Source organism: Brucella sp. JSBI001, assembly GCF_026014005.1.
GTDB lineage: Bacteria > Pseudomonadota > Alphaproteobacteria > Rhizobiales > Rhizobiaceae > Brucella > Brucella anthropi.
This window is the reverse complement of the sequence record NZ_CP110339.1, coordinates 2,510,537-2,526,290: the sequence shown is the minus strand read 5'-3', so window position 1 is coordinate 2,526,290 and position 15,754 is coordinate 2,510,537. Positions and strand designations below refer to the sequence as shown.

The window sequence follows — 15,754 nt, the reverse complement described above, 5'->3', positions numbered from 1 at the left end:
GCATTGTTATTTTCGTGGATCAATCAGCGCTATGCCGAATTCCGGTCGATAGGTCCGCACCATAGTGCTGGTATTTTCCTTAATCATTACTTCGAGCGTCGGCCGCACCAAGGCTTCAATCAGGTGCCCGCCTTTCGCCTCACCGTTACGCATTCCCAAAACCACATGCAAATGAAGAATCGGACTGCCCTCTTCGCCCAGAGCGCAATCACCCAGCAAGCTGAGTACCTCGCACTGCTCGTCAAGTTCGATCCGGTGATAGTCTTGTCGCTCAAGGTCGAAAAATCCAAGCGTAGCGCGTCGGAAAGCTCCAATCGCGGTCACCGAGGCTGCCGTTAAATCCCTTTTCTGGACAAACCGGTAAGTGTCGCGACCACCGCTTCTTCCGGAGCGAGAATGACGACGAAAATCCGCTGCCCCGCTCCTTCTCCCAACAGTTTGAATTGCATTATCTGTGCCTCCTGTTTTCGTGTTTTGAAGATGCAACCAATAGCGGGACAAAAAGTTTCAGCTTGCCGTCAAAGGAAAATTCGGTCGCAACTCATTTCCAGATTTGTCCGCTACCGTACCAAAAATCATTTGCCGGATCAGAGTGTTATAGAACCCCAACCGTCAAAGAGAGTTGGGGGGCACAACGGCGAATAGCTGGTACTTTGCCCGAAGTAGCACAGATGTACGACGAATCTAAACTGCACAACCGCCTGTTGAAGAGCCTGCCTCCAGATATTCTCAATAGTATTTGTTCGTCCCTGGAACCTGTCACGCTTGAGCGTGGTCAAGTTATTGTCAGGGCCAATCAATCGATCGACTATCTATACTTTCTTTGCGGCGGGATCAGTTCGGTCATCGCCGTATCGACCAGAGGTCAGCTGGCAGAGGCTGGCATGGTCGGACGCGAAGGGTTTTCACCAACGTCAGGAGCGGTTGGCGCTACAACCAGCATTCATGAAATTATCATGCAAGTCAGCGGCTATGGTCATCGGATTGCCGTCAGTGCTGCACGAGAGGAAATCAATCGCAACAGCGTGTTTGCCAGTTTGTTGGCCCGTTACATTCAGACTTTTGCCTCACAGGTTTCTTATACTGTTTGGGCCAACGTAAACTTGCATGTTCACGAGCGGCTGGCGCGCTGGCTCTTGATGTCACATGATCGTGTTGACGGGGATGAAATTATCCTGACCCACGACTTCATCGCTCTCATGCTCGGTGTAAGACGCCCCAGCATTACGACAGGACTTCACCTACTGGAAGGCAAAAAACTGGTGCGATCAGAGCGAGGCCGCATCACAATACGTGACCGTAGGGGTCTCGAAGAATTTGCTGGCGAAGCCTACGGAAAACCCGAAGAAGAATATAGCCAGCTTTTCGGCGCTCGAAACTAGACGTCACCGACAGGTTCAAATCCCTGCATCAGCCGCACGTATTCCTTTTCCGGCCAGCCATAGGCATCTCGAGCATAGCGTTCCAGCCCGTGACGATTACGAATAAAGACAACTCCTCGTTCAGACTTGATCAAGCCCAATCCTTCAAGAACATGAAGAGAATTCGTGACACTTGGCCGACGAACTGCAAGCATTATCGACAGGAACTCGTGAGTGATTGCTATTTCTTTGCCTAATATTCGGTCATCACACATCAGCAACCATCGGGCCAATCGTTGCGTGACTTCATGAATGGCATTCGAGACGGCGGTATAGGCAAGCTGAACGGAAAACGCCTCGATAGAGCGGATCATGATCCTGGAAAAACTGCGGCTTTCGTCCATCCACCGCCGAAACTTCTCATAAGGCATTTCATAACCTTGCGCAGCAACCTGAACCAGGACGTCATAAGAACTGTTTTCGACACCAGCGATTGCAGACGTTGGAATATACCCATCGAAGCCGAAAATTCCCGCTTCTGCACGTTTTCCTTCGGCGGTCGTCACAATAACCGAGCCGATACCTGTCGTAAGAAAATAAACTTTCGCGATCGGTTTCCCCGTTTCTGCAAGCACCGTCCCACGCGGAAGTTCCACATAAGTAGTTTCCTGGATAAGGGCTTCATAATCGGAGGGCGGAAGCAAAGCCAAAAGTTTGTTAGCAATGGCATTCTGTGGAGGAAACGGCATTTCGTGATCCTCATTCCATCATCATGAAGTGGAAACACCGCGGAAGGATGGTTGGTTCCGAGAAGCAATAGGTAAACGCTTTTTTCGGTACGCTACCGCACCAATGCGAAAGAACAGGTTTTAAGACTATCTAAGTCCAGTAAACAGCGTATCATTGAAGCTTCGTTTCTTGATGGAGGCTGACATGCCGTTATTTAATGAAGCCAGCAGAATTTACTCATCAGTTGAAGTTAATTTCATGCGTAGTTGTTTTGCTCAATCTGCAATAATTCTCGAAGAAAGTGACCGTTCTTATTCGGCCACTGAGCTCGCAGAGTGCATAATACGACTATATGAAAGCGGCTTGCGTGATCTTAATTACATTTCAGAGCTAGCTGCAAGGCTCGCTCACTCACGATTTGAGATCCGGCATCACGATTTCGCGGCCAACACCGATCACTCGCAGAAATTCGTTTAAGCTATCGTTTCCGAAGACTCTTTTCAGCCGGATACAAGTCGCTTTCGAGTCGCGCTCTTGCTCTGTTAAGCCTGCTCTTGATCGTTCCGACCGTGCAGCCTGCCGCCATCGCAGCCTTTTCGTAACTCAGCCCGCGAAATATCACTAGGTCAAGAACGCTCTTATATGCCGGCGACAGTTTACAGAAAGCCTCCCCGACATCCTGCAATTCCATGGCCCAATCCTGTGATGGGTTGATTGTCGGTCCCTCCCAATCCTCAATTGCATCTTCGCGGCGGGATCTCTTGATCCTGGTGCAGAATGTGTTCTTCATGATCGTGAACAGCCAGGATTTGAGCGATCCATAGGGGACGAACTTATCGCGATTGCACAGAGCTTTTAATAGCGTTTCCTGAACAAGATCCTCTACGTCGGAACGCTGGTGGTACATCGTTCTGGCGAACTGATGAAGCGCAGGTCCAAGTGCCAGCAACTCTTCTTCGAACTCGGATATCGAGGGCATGTGTCTCCTCCTTCCCCAGGTAAGGTAAGGCCCAGCCAGCCAGTTAGTTCCTCCGCAAGGTCTGTCTGTACGATAGCGTACGGTTGTGAAGCGGAGCGCGATGAGCGTGGGAATCAGCCGTATTCGGCTTCGCTCGTCGCTGAAACCTCGGGTATTTCAATCTGGAACGAAAGCAATTCTGGCGGGTTCGGCATATTTGGCAGGAGTTTGGCAAATGACTATGGAAACCCAAGTCGTTTCGATGGAAGACGATGAAGCTTATTCGGTTCAGTTTTTTGACGATGAAGGAACTGCCGTTTCTGTCTACTTCCAGAACCCGCAGCATGTTCACTTGTCAACAGCCGACGCGGTGAACGAAGCAACGACGCGGATGTTGCGTCTGCTTGAGGGCGCCTGTGGGCAAATCGTCGTAGAAAGACTTGAAGGATAACATGCCTCTGGAAACCGGGCTTCTACGCGGAGATTTGCGAGGCGGCTGCATGCATCTATGCATAGACATGCAGAATCTTTTCGGACCTGCTTCGCCTTGGCACGTGCCATGGATTGAAGCGATCTTGCCCAATATCGTGGATATCTGCTCCCAGCGCAGTGAAGAAACGATCTTTACCCGCTTTATACCTCCAAGGTCACCCGACGCTGCCCTGGGAGCATGGAGAGGTTATTACCGCAAGTGGGAAACCCTTACTCTCAATCGTATCGATCCGTCATTCATCGACCTCGTGGACCCGCTAGGAGATTTTTCGCCGCCTGCTGTTGTACTCGATAAGACTGTTTACTCCCCCTGGACCGAAGGCTTCCTCCAGCGATATCTGCACAAAAGGCGCGTTCATACTTTAATCGTTAGCGGAGCGGAGACCGATCTTTGTGTTCTCGCAACACTATTGGGCGCCGTAGATCGCGGATATCGGGTGATCATTGTCCACGATGCAGTATGCAGCGTTTTCGATCAAACCCACGACGCAATTATCTCTCTTTGTCACCAACGATTTAGTGAGCAATTGGAACTCGTCTGCACGGATGAGCTGATCGAATCCTGGCGATAAGACTTGGCAAGGTCACAAACCACGGAACTTTCAAATTGATGAAGGGTTTGACCTGCTCCCCTTGTTGTCCGCGATTATAAGCTCGCCATGGAAAATGGTACACCGGGATGACGCTTTGGTCATTAAAATTGCGGACGGCTTCACGCAGACGGTGAGAACAGTCGCAGATGCCGAGAATATATTGCTGTCTCAATGGAATAGGTTCAAACTAGATAGTCTCAGCGTCGCTATCACGGTCTGCCTTTTATGCACGCACGACATTGGGAGTACCGAAGACGCAAGACTTGCTTTCGAAATGCCGCTTCGATGTCAAGAATTCTGGCTTAACTCTTTGGCTGAGCATGACCTTTCAGGATCCATCTCAAAGCGACCTAAACACGTCAGATACCCATCTGTCAGCCGTATAATAAAGCTCATGACGCGGGGGATTAGAATTAAGCATTCCTGAGCCAACTAAGTAGAGTCAAAAAGACGACCTTCACCCTGCAACTGGCGAAGAGGGGCAGAGAATTTCGCAACAAACCCTTCGGTTCCATAGTCAGCGTCAACCTCACCGGCGCCTAACAGTCCCATTTTTATGAGCTTGGAACCAAACCCGGTCTTAGTTGGCGCGATAACAGGTGGCCCGCCAAATTCAGCCCAACGCAACGAGAAAACTGCATCATCCTGTTTTTTTGACACAGCTACTTCCAACAGCACATGACCCTCATTGTTTGAAAGAGCGCCATATTTGATCGCATTGGTGGTCAGTTCGTGAATTAGAAGCGACAGCGTTGAAGCTCCTTTAGGGCCGATCAGCACATCCGGTCCGCTTATCTGTACGCGATCCGCCACCGCCAGCGCGTTTGTTATTCCGCTCACAATCTGACGAAGCGAACCTTCGGAGCTTTTGCCCAATCGTAACACATCGTGTGCATTTCCGAGTGCAAACAGGCGTCTGGTAAAGGTGTTGATCACTTCTTCATCAGCATTGTTATTGAAAGTCTGACCAGCAATCGCCGCTACTATGCTAAAGGTATTTTTGATCCGATGAGCGAGTTCGGCATTCAGTATGCGAGCATGTTTTTCCGCTTCAACCTTTGTCGTGGTCTCGATTACAGTATCCATCATGCCGGCTATTTGTCCCCGTTCATTATAAATCGGGCTATAGCAGAAGGTAAAATAACATTGCTCGGGGTATCCGTGCCGATCGATGACCAAGGGAAAGTCTTCAATGAAGATGGCTTCACCCGCATAGGCCTTCTGGACCATCGGTTGAATTTCATCCCAAGCCTCGGCCCAAATATCGCGGAATGAAGCTCCCATGCAGTTCTCTTTCTCACCGAGAATCTGTCGGAAGGCATCGTTATAAATCGTGGTGAATTCCGGTCCCCAGATAATGGCCTTTGGGAAATGCGAAGCCAGCATCATCTGAACCGCGGTTATCAGAGAGGTGGGCCAGTTTTCTGGCTTTCCGATTGGATTGCTGTTCCAATCCAACATCCGGATTTCATCGGCCGACTGTCCACGCGCATGCAAGAAAAGCACTGCACTATCCATAAATTTTTCCATACCGGTATGCGGAAGATTCAAAGGCGACCAAGGAAAAACATATTGGATTCAAAGCGTAAATGCCAGGCGAATGTTACTCATGAGACTTCGCAACAAAAAGGCGACCTCGTGGACCGCCTTTTCATATCTCTGAGATAATGCTTGTCAAAACTTGTAAGCTACACCTAAACGAACGTCATGTGTTTTGAACTTGTCTTCGACACTTACATCCGTGCCAAAATCAAAGTCCTTCTTACCATAATCAGTGTAGCGATATTCAAGGCGCAGAATGAGGTTGTCAGTAGCAGCGTAGTCCACACCCGCACCGGCCGTCCAGCCGGTATAGGTTTTGCTTTGCGATACGCTGATTTCATCCACACCGTCCGTTGCTGAAAGCGTGTTTTTCACACTACCGAATGCAACACCGCCCGCGATATAGGGCATGAAGCGATCAAATGCGACACCGGCCCGTGCGCGAACAGCACCCGACCACCGCAACTTGCTCTCAAGGTCACCAGCAATATCTCCGTCAGTAGCGCTGTAGTTGTCCTTTAGATTATTATAGGTGATATCGCCGTCGACACCGAGAATGAAGTTATTGCCGATATCAAAGTTATAACCGGCATAAAGACCACCGAGAAAACCGTCCGGTTTCACACGGAAAGCATCTTCGAATTCCGATTTTCCCCACCCGTAGCCGATCTGCCCACCAATATAAGCGCCAGTCCAGCTAAAAATAGGTTCAGCAACGATTACCGGCGCAGGCTCCTCAACGATAGCGTCAGCAGCTTTCGCACCCGTTGTAGCAATAAGAGCAACAGTTGACGCCAAAAGAAGAGACTTAATTTTCAGAGACTTAATTTTCATGGCATTTCTCCGTGACCTAATAAGCCTAAGGTTATTTCGTTATTTAAAAGATAACTCATGAATGAAATATGTCTGTAGTATTAATGTCACAACCAGATCGAGAGCCGACATTTCGCCACCTACTGTTAAAAGCAGTTAATTAAGTCTTTCCGCTAACCTAAAACATGTTGATCGAGCATCATGATGACCAATGGCGTTCTGTGCCTGCCAATCCATAACCGCATCGTGTTGCGAGATCGCGAACCGTCAACAGCCGTCGTCATCCGTTGGTCAGCTCTTTTCCGCATCGATGAAAAGTAGCCATTTCAAAGTGCGACGCTCGGCATCGCTAAGTTCGGGCGCAACTAGCCGGATAGCTCCAGCGGCATCGATCTGCGAGCCAAGTTTTCCGGCCAGCCAGTGTTCGGGGATGGCAGGATGTATGTAAGACTGCCGGCATACCGTTCTTGTATTGCCGAGCATGTGCGCAACCTTATCGATTGCGCTATTAAGCCTTTGCTTTTGCGCCCTGTCACTGTCAGGCAAATCGAGACAGCGTAGCAACTCAAGGGCAGTTGCCGTTGCAGCCCAAGTTCGAAAATGCTTCGACGTGAAATCGGACCGCATAGTCACTCGCAGATAGTCATTTATATCCTGAGAGGAGACGGGACAGCGATCACCCGCCCCGTCAATATATTGAAATAACTGCTGCCCAGGCAGTTCCTGTATGGAGCGTATGATACGCGCAATTCGTTTATCGGAAAGCTTGAGACTCCACATTTTGCCCGATTTGCCAGTAAATGCGAGCCGCAATCCGCCACGCTCATCCCGCAAATGCCGATTGCGAAGCGTAGTGACCCCAAAGCTCTTGTTGTCGCGTGCATAATCTGGATTTCCGACCCGCAGCAATAGTCGATCCATCAGCCAGATGACGGTCGCAACGACCTTTTCACGACAGAGCGAGCGTCGCCGCATATCGATATCGACCACTTTGCGCAGTCGGCTGAGTGCACCGGCGAAATCTGGCAGACTTGAAAATTTGGTTTCCTCCTGCATCGCCATCCACGCGGAGTGATAACGATATTGCTTTCTTCCGCGCGTATCACGCCCGGTTGCCTGTATATGTCCGCGCTGATCGCAACATATCCAGACATCGTTCCAAGCAGGCGGAATGGCAAGCTTAGCAATCCTGTTTCGATCCGCGACTGAAATCGCCTTTTTGTCAAACCGAACATAACGAAACCTGGCTCCACAACGCAGGCGCCTAATTCCCGGCGCGGTGTCGCTGACATGGACCAACTCATGAGCAGCATTGTTTTGTAGCAGCGGAACAGCGGAAGACTTTTTAAGCAATTTGCAACCCCAGTCGTACTTTCCTTGCCGAATAACCACTACAAACCACAACAGGTTCCCAGACGGAAAAAATCTAATCGGGAACTATCGGGCTTCAAACAGGTTATCCTGTTCTTCCGGAGGATCAGTTCGTGCCCCACGCTTTCTGGAAAGGCTATCTCAAACTCTCGCTCGTCACCTGTGCAGTGGAGCTGACACCTGCGACCAGCGAAAGCGAGAAAGTGCGCTTCCACACCCTGAATGTTGAGACCGGCAACCGAGTGATCAGCCGATACGTGGATTCGGTTACGCACAAGCCAGTGCCGGATGATGACGAGGTCAAAGGGTTCGATAAAGGTGACGGAAGTTATGTCATTCTTGAAGAGGATGAGCTGGAGGCTGTGGCGCTTGAGAGCACAAGAACTATAGACATCGACAAGTTCGTACCGCGGGACAGTATCGGCTGGATCTGGTACGACAAGCCGCATTATCTCGCGCCTTCCGACAAGGTGGGCCAAGAAGCCTTTTCCGTCATCCGGGAGGCAATGGTTAAAAGCGCAGTCTTCGGTCTGGCCCGGCTTGTCATGTACCGACGCGAAAGAGCAGTGCTTCTCGAACCGCGCGGTCGCGGAATTGTTTTGTGGACGTTGCGTTTCGGCGATGAAGTGCGGAATGCCACCGACTACTTTTCCACTATTGAAGATAGCAAACCCGACAAGAAGCTTCTTTCCATGGTCCGCAGGCTCATCAAGGGCAAGACAGAAGATTGGAAACCCGATTTTCTTCAGGACCCAATGCAGAAGAACCTTCAGTCGATGATTGCTGCAAAGAAAAAAAAGAAAACGGCATCGGTATCGAAGCCGCGCAAGACGGCACCTGAAACCGAAGGCAATGTTATCAACATCATGGATGCCCTACGAAAAAGCCTTGCCGGTGAAAATACAAAAAGCTGATGCGAAGAGTTCTGCCTATTTCTTCAGCTTAGGCAGCGGCGTTTCCGCGTTGCGAAAATCCTGCCAGGGATCGCTATTCAATGCGGCCAGCCGGTTCGGCGTGTTGACAATAGTAAAATGGGCGGGGCCTATTGCTGACGTCACTTCCTCCCACCCAAGCGGCATGGAAACTGCAGCACCAGGACGTGCCCGCGGCGAATAGGGTGCTACAGCAGTCATGCCGCGCTGATTGCGCAGATAATCAATAAGAATTTTGCCTTTGCGCTTGGCCTTGGAAATCGTCGAAACATAGCGATCAGGACTGTCTGCAGCCATCTGGTCGGCAATAGCCTTTGTAAAGCTCTTGAGGGCGTCCCAGTCGACCTTCGGCTTCAATGGCGCGGCCACATGTAGTCCCTTGCCACCGGACGTTTTAACAAACGTCTTCAATCCGAGTTTTTCCAGACGTTCCTTGGTCTCGATTGCGGCTTCGATCACGCGCGACCATGGAACGCCCTCACCCGGATCGAGATCCATTGTCAACGTATCCGGTAGCTCCCAATTTTTGAGCGTAGAACCCCAGGGGTGAATTTCCAGCGTCGCGGCTTGCACCAGACCGATCAGCCCGTTGAAGTCCCGAATGCTGATATAAGGCTCCTCTTCCTTGTTCTCTGGATCTTGAACTTCGATAATATGTTCATTCAACCCCTTCCACGCGTGCTTTTGAAAGAAGTGTTCTCCGTCAATTCCGGTTGGGCAGCGTAACAATGCCAGGGGGCGGTTGACGATGAAAGGTTCGATGCTGGACCAGATAGCGGAATAATAATCTGCGAGACCCTGTTTTGTGACACCTTCGCCCGGCCAGTAAACCCGGTCGGGATGTGTGAGCTTCACGTCGATCTCCTCGGGGCCTTTACTGGAAATACGGGGTGACATGGTTTGCTTCTCCCATATGACGTCCTTGGCAGCCTTATCGTCTCGTACCCCCCTGAAGGACGCGTGACGCAATCGCTTATCGGCAGTCCAGGCACGAAATTCGATTTCCGCTACCAGCAGCGGCGTAACGAACTTGGCTCCGCGCCTTTCATCTGCCGTCAGCGGCACGGCGAATGGGCTCCCTCCCTGCCGCATGGCTTGCAGCCGTTTGTAAAGTTCTTTTGCAATCCTGACCGAAAAGCCTGTTCCCACCCGGCCTACGGGAACCAGCCCCTTCTTATCCTGTACACCCAAAAGGAGCGAACCGATTGCCGCTCGCGTTACCGTCGACGGAACATAGCCTGCAATGACGAATTCCTGTCGTCCAATGCATTTCGACTTACGCCAATCGTTGCTGCGACCGCTTCTATAAGATGCCTCCCTGAGCTTCGACACAATGCCCTCAAGGCCAAGTCCGCAGGCATTCTTCAGTACCGCAGCCCCATCGGCATCAAAGGCCTCGCTGAAGCGAAGTGTTGACGATGATGCAGAAATTAATTTTTCGAGCAACGTTTTGCGCTCAACCAGAGGCGTCTGGCGAAGGTCTTTGCCATCAACATGCAGTAGATCGAAGAGGTAATAAACGAATCGATCAGAACGTCCCTCCCTTAGATCCTCTTGCAAAGCTGAAAAGTCAGACAGTCCCGACTGGCTTTCGACAACGATCTCCCCATCAAATATGGCTTCGTTCACGCTCGTACCAACAAGATCTCTGGCAATCTGCTGGCCAAATTTTTCAGTCCAATCCAGTCCCCCACGCGAATAAAGGGCGACCTTGCCCCCCGCAATATGAGCCTGGATGCGATAACCGTCGAACTTGATCTCGTGAAGCCAGCGGTTTCCATCTGGAGCAACTGATACGAGCGTAGCGAGCTCAGGTTTGACGAAACTCGGCATCGGTCGCTTCTTCGCATTTTTGATATTTGCGCCCCCACCATCCCCTTGAGCGTTCGACTTTTTGTTGATCGAACCAGTTTTCGATGACCATCCTGGCGCTTCGTGTTCGACATCGGCGATGGCGCGGCCGGTTTTTACCGATTTCGGCATCTCTACAAGAATGTCAGGTTCACCAGGATTTCTGGAAAATTCGTCCTCCCCCTTGATGAGGAGCCAATTCTCTCGCTTCTCGTCTGGCTTTCCGTGCATCCGGATCAAATGCCAGCGACCTTTGAGTTTTTCCCCTGTGAGCTCGAACTCAAGATGCCCTTTCTTGTATTGCTGATGTGCATCAGCAGTGGATTTCCAACGCCCTGTATCCCAGACGATAACTGTACCACCACCGTACTCGCCTTTAGGGATCGTGCCTTCGAAGTCCGCATATTCAAGCGGATGGTCCTCCACATGCACGGCCAGTCGCTTTTCGCCAGGAACAAGGCTTGGACCTCGCGTCACCGCCCAACTTTTCAGCACGCCATCCATCTCAAGGCGAAAATCATAATGCAGTCTGCGAGCATCATGTTTTTGCACGACAAAGAGCTCGCGTTTTGTGCGCGAAGACTTACCGCGCGGCTCGTTAGTCAGGGTAAAATCGCGTTTCCTGCGATAGGTTTCGAGTGACTGTCCCATGATCAGCCAGCCTTTTTTCTAGACTTTGTTCCAGATGCCGCCCCGGACTTGGCTTTGCCTTTTATTGCTTTGGTCGCCGCCTGCCCGACCCGACCTAGGTTTGCACTCTTGCGAAGAGCCTCCTTGAGATCGATAACCTCGGCAGTCTTCGGCGCAGCCGGCTTCTTGAGCGGCTTCCCCTCAATCTTCGCCTTTATCAAATCTGCCAGTGCTGCATCGTACCGGTCATCGAAGCCTGCGGGGTCGAAACTGCCCATCTTGGTGTCGATAATATGCTGCGCCAGGTCGAGCATTTCTTGATCGAACTTGAAAGTGCCCAAGTCGGCAAATGCCTCCGCTGCCGCTCGTACCTCATATTCGAAATTGAGCGTCGTGGCTATGAGACCATCATCGTCGGCACGGATCAGAACTTGTCGCGCGCGGCGGAAAAGGACAGTCTCGGCAATTGCAGCTACATTTTCAGATTTCATACCCTCGCGAACGAGTACGAAACCATCGCTGTCGCCGACTGGGGCAAGATAATATGGCCGGTCGAGATAGACATCGTCGATTTCGTCGCATTTGACAAATCGGGTGACATTCAGCGTCTTGTCGCTTTCGGGAATGGCCGCGGCGATTTCCGCTTCGTCGAAACTCAAATAGGTGCCCGACGACACTTCATAACCCTTGACCTGATTTTCCCGCGGCACCGATTTGCCCGTGTCACCGTCAACAAATTCCCGGTTGAGGCGGTTTCCGGTCTCGCGATTTATAAGATTGAATGACACACGATCAGACGTTGATGCCGCGGTGAAAAGTGCAACGGGGCACAAAAGCTGATCAATTTTCAGCTGCCCTTTCCAGTTTGCACGGCGTGCCATCGATTTGGCCCTGCTTCCGCTAAGCGCCATCTTCGCCTGGCCTGGTACCACCGGTACGCTTCAGATAGTGTGCATATGCGAAGCCGCTTACGAGAAGCAGTGGCGGTCCCACCAGAACAATCCAAAACAACAACTCACCCATCTCACTCTCCCTATGTTTCGTTGAAGACATAGATTTGCTGCGTGAGACAAACTCGGAGAACGCCGCAATTGTTCCGATATTGCTTAGCGACGCGTAATTATAAATATTCTATCTATAATGATAATTGAAGAATCCATGATGTTATCAGAGTTATCTAGAAAAAGCTCGATCACACCTAGCTTTTCAAAAGGGATGAAATCGATCCTTTTGGCAGATATTGAAAGAGCAAAGCCTTCAAAAAATTACAGCATACGCCAAAATGGCACTTTTGCCATATGTCATACATTTCACTGTACCTGTGCACTACCGGCACTTTTGCCATGTCTTTTACCGAGGATCTTTCCACAGCCGTTCGTATAGTTCGGTCTAACCTTTAATCCCGGCACAATACCGCGCTCGAAATGCGGCGTGGGGGTAACTCCACCGTGGGTTCGAATCCCACCCTCTCCGCCATATGCTTCTATAAGTTTCTGATTTTAAGTGTTTTCTTGCTGGTCATCTTCTTGGCCCATCATTCAGCCCATACTGTTCAATTGGATCTTCTCGGTGTAATTTTTTCACGTCAGCGTGTTTCGCCATGAGAATATTCTGATACGCATAAAAGCACATCCGGTGAAATAGTCCTTAATGGTGCAACATATTTGGGCCCAACTGGACCACCCAAACAGCGCTCTATTTTCGCCCGCGCTGGCGCTCAACGCAGGTCTTTGCATCCTTTCCCGGTGCGCATTCGTCTTCCTCTTTTTTCACGCGGTCCTGCTTCTGTGGCTCGGAATTTAGCGGAACGTGAACCGCATCTGGGTCAGACGGCGGCTGATTAGGAGACGGTGGCGGATTGCCTGGCACCTCCGGTTCTTGCGTGCCTGACTGTGTCGGCATACCGGATTCCTGTGCAACTGCTATATTCGGGGCAATCAGTAGTAGCGCAAAAATGACTAAGTTTTTCATTTTCCTACTCCAAGTTTAAATCATGGAACTGCCTCACATCTTCACTCCGCACCTTACGAAAGAAGGGCCTATTGAACCTCGGAAGAGCCTTGTTCGCCGCTGTTCTGAGGAGACACCCCATAATAATAAGGTGTTGCGAAGATAAATCCCAAGATCACAGCAACGGCTAAAATTAAGAACAATACCGACTTACGCATTCATTTCTCCTGTCCAAGACAGACTAAACGAACCGCCACCATTCGGGTTCCGTCCTCTCGACAAACATCTGAAGCGCACTATTTGCCGAAAGCGAAAATAATCAGGGGATCAGGATGTCCAGTTCGGAAGAGACGGAGCCGACAGCAGACGGGCTGAAGGAAAGGCTTCCATCCAAATCAGCCGCCATCCATGAGCTAATCCGACGTGATGGTGAGAAGGAAATCAACCGAGATGCAATGGCGCTTTTCTGGTCAGCCATTGCAGGCGGAATTTCTATGAGCACATCCATGATCGCTCGGGGAATTTTGGAGACTTACCTTCCAGACAGCGATCTTTTCTTCCTTGTGAGCTCCGCAGGATATACGGTCGGGTTCATCATCGTCATCATCGCCAATCAGCAGCTATTCACGGAGAATACGATCACTCCTGTCTTGCCATTTATGACGGAGCCGACGCTGTCTCATTTCGTGAAAATGATCAGGTTGTGGACCATTGTTCTCTTCGGGAACTTGATTGGCGGTGCAATTGCAGCCTTCGTTATGGTTAACATGCCTATTTTCTCGGACGAAGTGACCAGGACGTTTGTTGACATGGGTAAGCACCTTATGGCCAACAGCAGCAATGAACTATTCAGTAAGGGAATAATGTCAGGCTGGCTTATTGCTACGTTGGTCTGGATGCTTCACAGTACAAAGCAGGGGCACATAGCATTAATATTTCTCATCACCTACCTCATAGCTATCGGCGATTTAACGCACATCGTAGTGGGTTCAATTGAGGTGCTGTTTTTACTTATGATTGGAGAAGTCACCCCGTTTGACAGCATCTTTAAGTTCGGGCTCCCAACTTTGTTCGGGAACGTCGTTGGAGGAACGTTCATCTTCGGACTAATTTCGCACGCACAGGTGCGTGCCGACGAATAGTCAGGCGGTTTAGTCATACTGCGCAGCAAGCAGCACCTTTGTTTTTGGTGAAAGGTGCGCTCAAGCAATCCATAGACATTCTTCAAATTCAGTTCTGGGATTTCCAGGCAGAAGCGAATGGGCTGATAGCCATTCTAACGCATTTGATAATCACCACAATTAATTTGCTATGCCGACCTCATTGAGCGTCGGCGATGACAATTGAGGACCCTCCACATCAAGGCGTCATCAGACCAGGGCTCTTGATCTAGGAAACGCAGCAGAGATTGATGCTTGGCAGAAACCAAGCCCCGGCGATGTCACCGCCGCCAGCGGCTCTACGCTTTCGCGCGCCACTGGGATCATCAACCCAGTACAATAATCCTGAAGGGTTCAGCCCTATCAACATGCCCGATTACTTCGATCAGCGCCTCCAAAAGCGCCTCGAACACACTTTCTTGTCTATTGTGAGTCTTATCCATGCCGACCATCTACGCACGGGGTACATACCGTAGCTGACGTGACGATGTGACGTCCTCTTGCTGCAAGCGATAGGCACACAACGGATGCCGCGGTCAGTTGTCGCGCACGTAAGCGTTGCCTGCGGGATGTCTCGTAGAGTTTGCGGTAAACTGCGGCTTCCGTGCTGCGGCTGTTTGGTCTGGACGTGCTTGCCTTCGCACTGTTGATCAAGAGTCAATTGCTCTTTAATTCGTTGCAAGTATCGAGATCAAACCTTGGCCCCCAGTCAAGAGCGCCACCGGGCGGTCAGCACCAAGAAATCTTCCTTTGGAACAGTTATAGCTTCGATGCGTTCCTTAGGAAGGAACAGTAGGGAGGAGGAATGATGAACAATAACGAGATGAAAGCCTGCATTGATGCATGTTTAGCTTGTTATCAGACATGCATCGGAATGGCGTCCACACACTGCCTCGAAGAAGGTGGGGAACATGTCGAACCCACGCACTTTCGAACCATGCTTACTTGCGCCGAAATATGCAGGAGCTGCGCCCATATCATGCTCTTGCGGACGCCTTTGCACCAAGCGGTATGTCGAGCCTGTGCTGAAATATGCGAGGCCTGCTCCAGGAGCTGCGAGGCACTCGACGGGATGGACGAATGTGTCGCCTCTTGTGATCTATGTGCCGCGACTTGCCGGGAAATGGCCGCTTAGTGGCCAGGCATAATATGCAAAAACTCGAACAACTCCTTACTGTTCGCCGTTTCGGTCCGATAATTTAAAAGGAGAATCTTATGGCATGGACCACCGAAAGCATGCTTTCCGAACAGATCTACGCACTGCGCGGAGAGGTCAGCAGCCTATCCTCCCGCCTGTCAGATCATCTCAGCAATTTATCCAGCACGACTGATGACGCGCTCGCATCAACGAAAGACGCTGTAAATGTTCTCG

At 50.6% G+C, this 15,754-nt stretch carries 16 protein-coding genes; 6 read left to right on the top strand and 10 right to left on the bottom strand.

Annotation, left to right across the window (positions count from 1 at the left end; genetic code table 11):
- Nucleotides 1-6 precede the first annotated feature (6 nt).
- The gene (locus tag LJ361_RS11865; protein WP_376787381.1) at nt 7-324 is read right to left on the bottom strand and encodes a PPC domain-containing DNA-binding protein; all 318 of its coding nucleotides are present in this window, start codon (nt 322-324) and stop codon (nt 7-9) included.
- A 347-nt stretch (nt 325-671) separates the two neighbouring features.
- Here LJ361_RS11865 and LJ361_RS11860 point away from each other — a divergent pair, with 347 nt between their 5' ends.
- Nucleotides 672-1,382: a Crp/Fnr family transcriptional regulator gene (locus tag LJ361_RS11860; protein ID WP_264811585.1), complete on the top strand. Its 711-nt coding sequence runs from the start codon at nt 672-674 to the stop codon at nt 1,380-1,382.
- Here the strand turns inward: LJ361_RS11860 and LJ361_RS11855 are convergent.
- Nucleotides 1,379-2,110, bottom strand: a complete 732-nt coding sequence (locus LJ361_RS11855; protein WP_036588053.1) for a Crp/Fnr family transcriptional regulator — start codon at nt 2,108-2,110, stop codon at nt 1,379-1,381. The genes LJ361_RS11860 and LJ361_RS11855 overlap by 4 nt on opposite strands.
- Before the next feature lie 458 nt (nt 2,111-2,568).
- Nucleotides 2,569-3,069 (bottom strand): sigma-70 family RNA polymerase sigma factor, encoded by a 501-nt coding sequence (locus tag LJ361_RS11850; protein ID WP_151616077.1) that lies wholly within the window; start codon nt 3,067-3,069, stop codon nt 2,569-2,571.
- A 100-nt stretch (nt 3,070-3,169) separates the two neighbouring features.
- On the opposite strand from LJ361_RS11850, the gene LJ361_RS11845 reads away from it, so the two are divergent.
- Both LJ361_RS11845 and LJ361_RS11840 read left to right on the top strand, forming a co-directional pair.
- Nucleotides 3,170-3,499, top strand: a complete 330-nt coding sequence (locus LJ361_RS11845) for a hypothetical protein (RefSeq protein ID WP_151610342.1) — start codon at nt 3,170-3,172, stop codon at nt 3,497-3,499.
- A gap of 1 nt (nt 3,500) precedes the next feature.
- Nucleotides 3,501-4,112 (top strand): cysteine hydrolase family protein, encoded by a 612-nt coding sequence (locus tag LJ361_RS11840; protein WP_151665133.1) that lies wholly within the window; start codon nt 3,501-3,503, stop codon nt 4,110-4,112.
- A 453-nt stretch (nt 4,113-4,565) separates the two neighbouring features.
- Here LJ361_RS11840 and LJ361_RS11830 read toward each other — a convergent pair whose 3' ends face one another.
- The 3 genes from LJ361_RS11830 to LJ361_RS11820 form a co-directional block, all read right to left on the bottom strand.
- Nucleotides 4,566-5,651: a PAS domain-containing sensor histidine kinase gene (locus tag LJ361_RS11830; RefSeq protein WP_036588059.1), complete on the bottom strand. Its 1,086-nt coding sequence runs from the start codon at nt 5,649-5,651 to the stop codon at nt 4,566-4,568.
- A 156-nt stretch (nt 5,652-5,807) separates the two neighbouring features.
- The gene (locus tag LJ361_RS11825) at nt 5,808-6,494 is read right to left on the bottom strand and encodes an outer membrane protein (RefSeq protein ID WP_264813595.1); all 687 of its coding nucleotides are present in this window, start codon (nt 6,492-6,494) and stop codon (nt 5,808-5,810) included.
- A gap of 285 nt (nt 6,495-6,779) precedes the next feature.
- On the bottom strand, nt 6,780-7,892 hold the full coding sequence (locus LJ361_RS11820) for a DNA topoisomerase IB (RefSeq protein WP_264811583.1): 1,113 nt from the start codon (nt 7,890-7,892) through the stop codon (nt 6,780-6,782).
- A gap of 80 nt (nt 7,893-7,972) precedes the next feature.
- Between LJ361_RS11820 and LJ361_RS11815 the strand changes: the two genes are divergently transcribed.
- Nucleotides 7,973-8,773, top strand: coding sequence for a Ku protein (locus tag LJ361_RS11815; RefSeq protein ID WP_166942341.1), 801 nt, complete (start codon nt 7,973-7,975; stop codon nt 8,771-8,773).
- A 15-nt stretch (nt 8,774-8,788) separates the two neighbouring features.
- On the opposite strand, the gene ligD is transcribed toward LJ361_RS11815, so the two are convergent.
- The 4 genes from ligD to LJ361_RS11795 form a co-directional block, all read right to left on the bottom strand.
- The gene (ligD, locus tag LJ361_RS11810) at nt 8,789-11,293 is read right to left on the bottom strand and encodes a DNA ligase D (protein ID WP_264811581.1); all 2,505 of its coding nucleotides are present in this window, start codon (nt 11,291-11,293) and stop codon (nt 8,789-8,791) included.
- Nucleotides 11,294-11,295: 2 nt separating this feature from the next.
- Entirely contained in the window at nt 11,296-12,153 is an 858-nt protein-coding gene (locus tag LJ361_RS11805) for a Ku protein (protein WP_036588067.1), read from the bottom strand.
- An 814-nt stretch (nt 12,154-12,967) separates the two neighbouring features.
- The gene (locus tag LJ361_RS11800; RefSeq protein WP_036588070.1) at nt 12,968-13,243 is read right to left on the bottom strand and encodes a hypothetical protein; all 276 of its coding nucleotides are present in this window, start codon (nt 13,241-13,243) and stop codon (nt 12,968-12,970) included.
- 68 nt (nt 13,244-13,311) lie between these two features.
- A complete protein-coding gene (locus LJ361_RS11795) occupies nt 13,312-13,440 on the bottom strand; it encodes a hypothetical protein (protein WP_255354098.1) in 129 nt (42 codons plus the stop codon).
- Nucleotides 13,441-13,554: 114 nt separating this feature from the next.
- Here LJ361_RS11795 and LJ361_RS11790 point away from each other — a divergent pair, with 114 nt between their 5' ends.
- Nucleotides 13,555-14,364, top strand: a complete 810-nt coding sequence (locus LJ361_RS11790) for a formate/nitrite transporter family protein (RefSeq protein WP_043061980.1) — start codon at nt 13,555-13,557, stop codon at nt 14,362-14,364.
- A gap of 826 nt (nt 14,365-15,190) precedes the next feature.
- Nucleotides 15,191-15,517 carry a four-helix bundle copper-binding protein gene (locus tag LJ361_RS11785; RefSeq protein WP_080692090.1) on the top strand — a complete coding sequence of 109 codons (327 nt, stop codon included), beginning with the start codon at nt 15,191-15,193 and terminating at the stop codon, nt 15,515-15,517.
- The last annotated feature ends 237 nt before the right edge of the window (nt 15,518-15,754 follow it).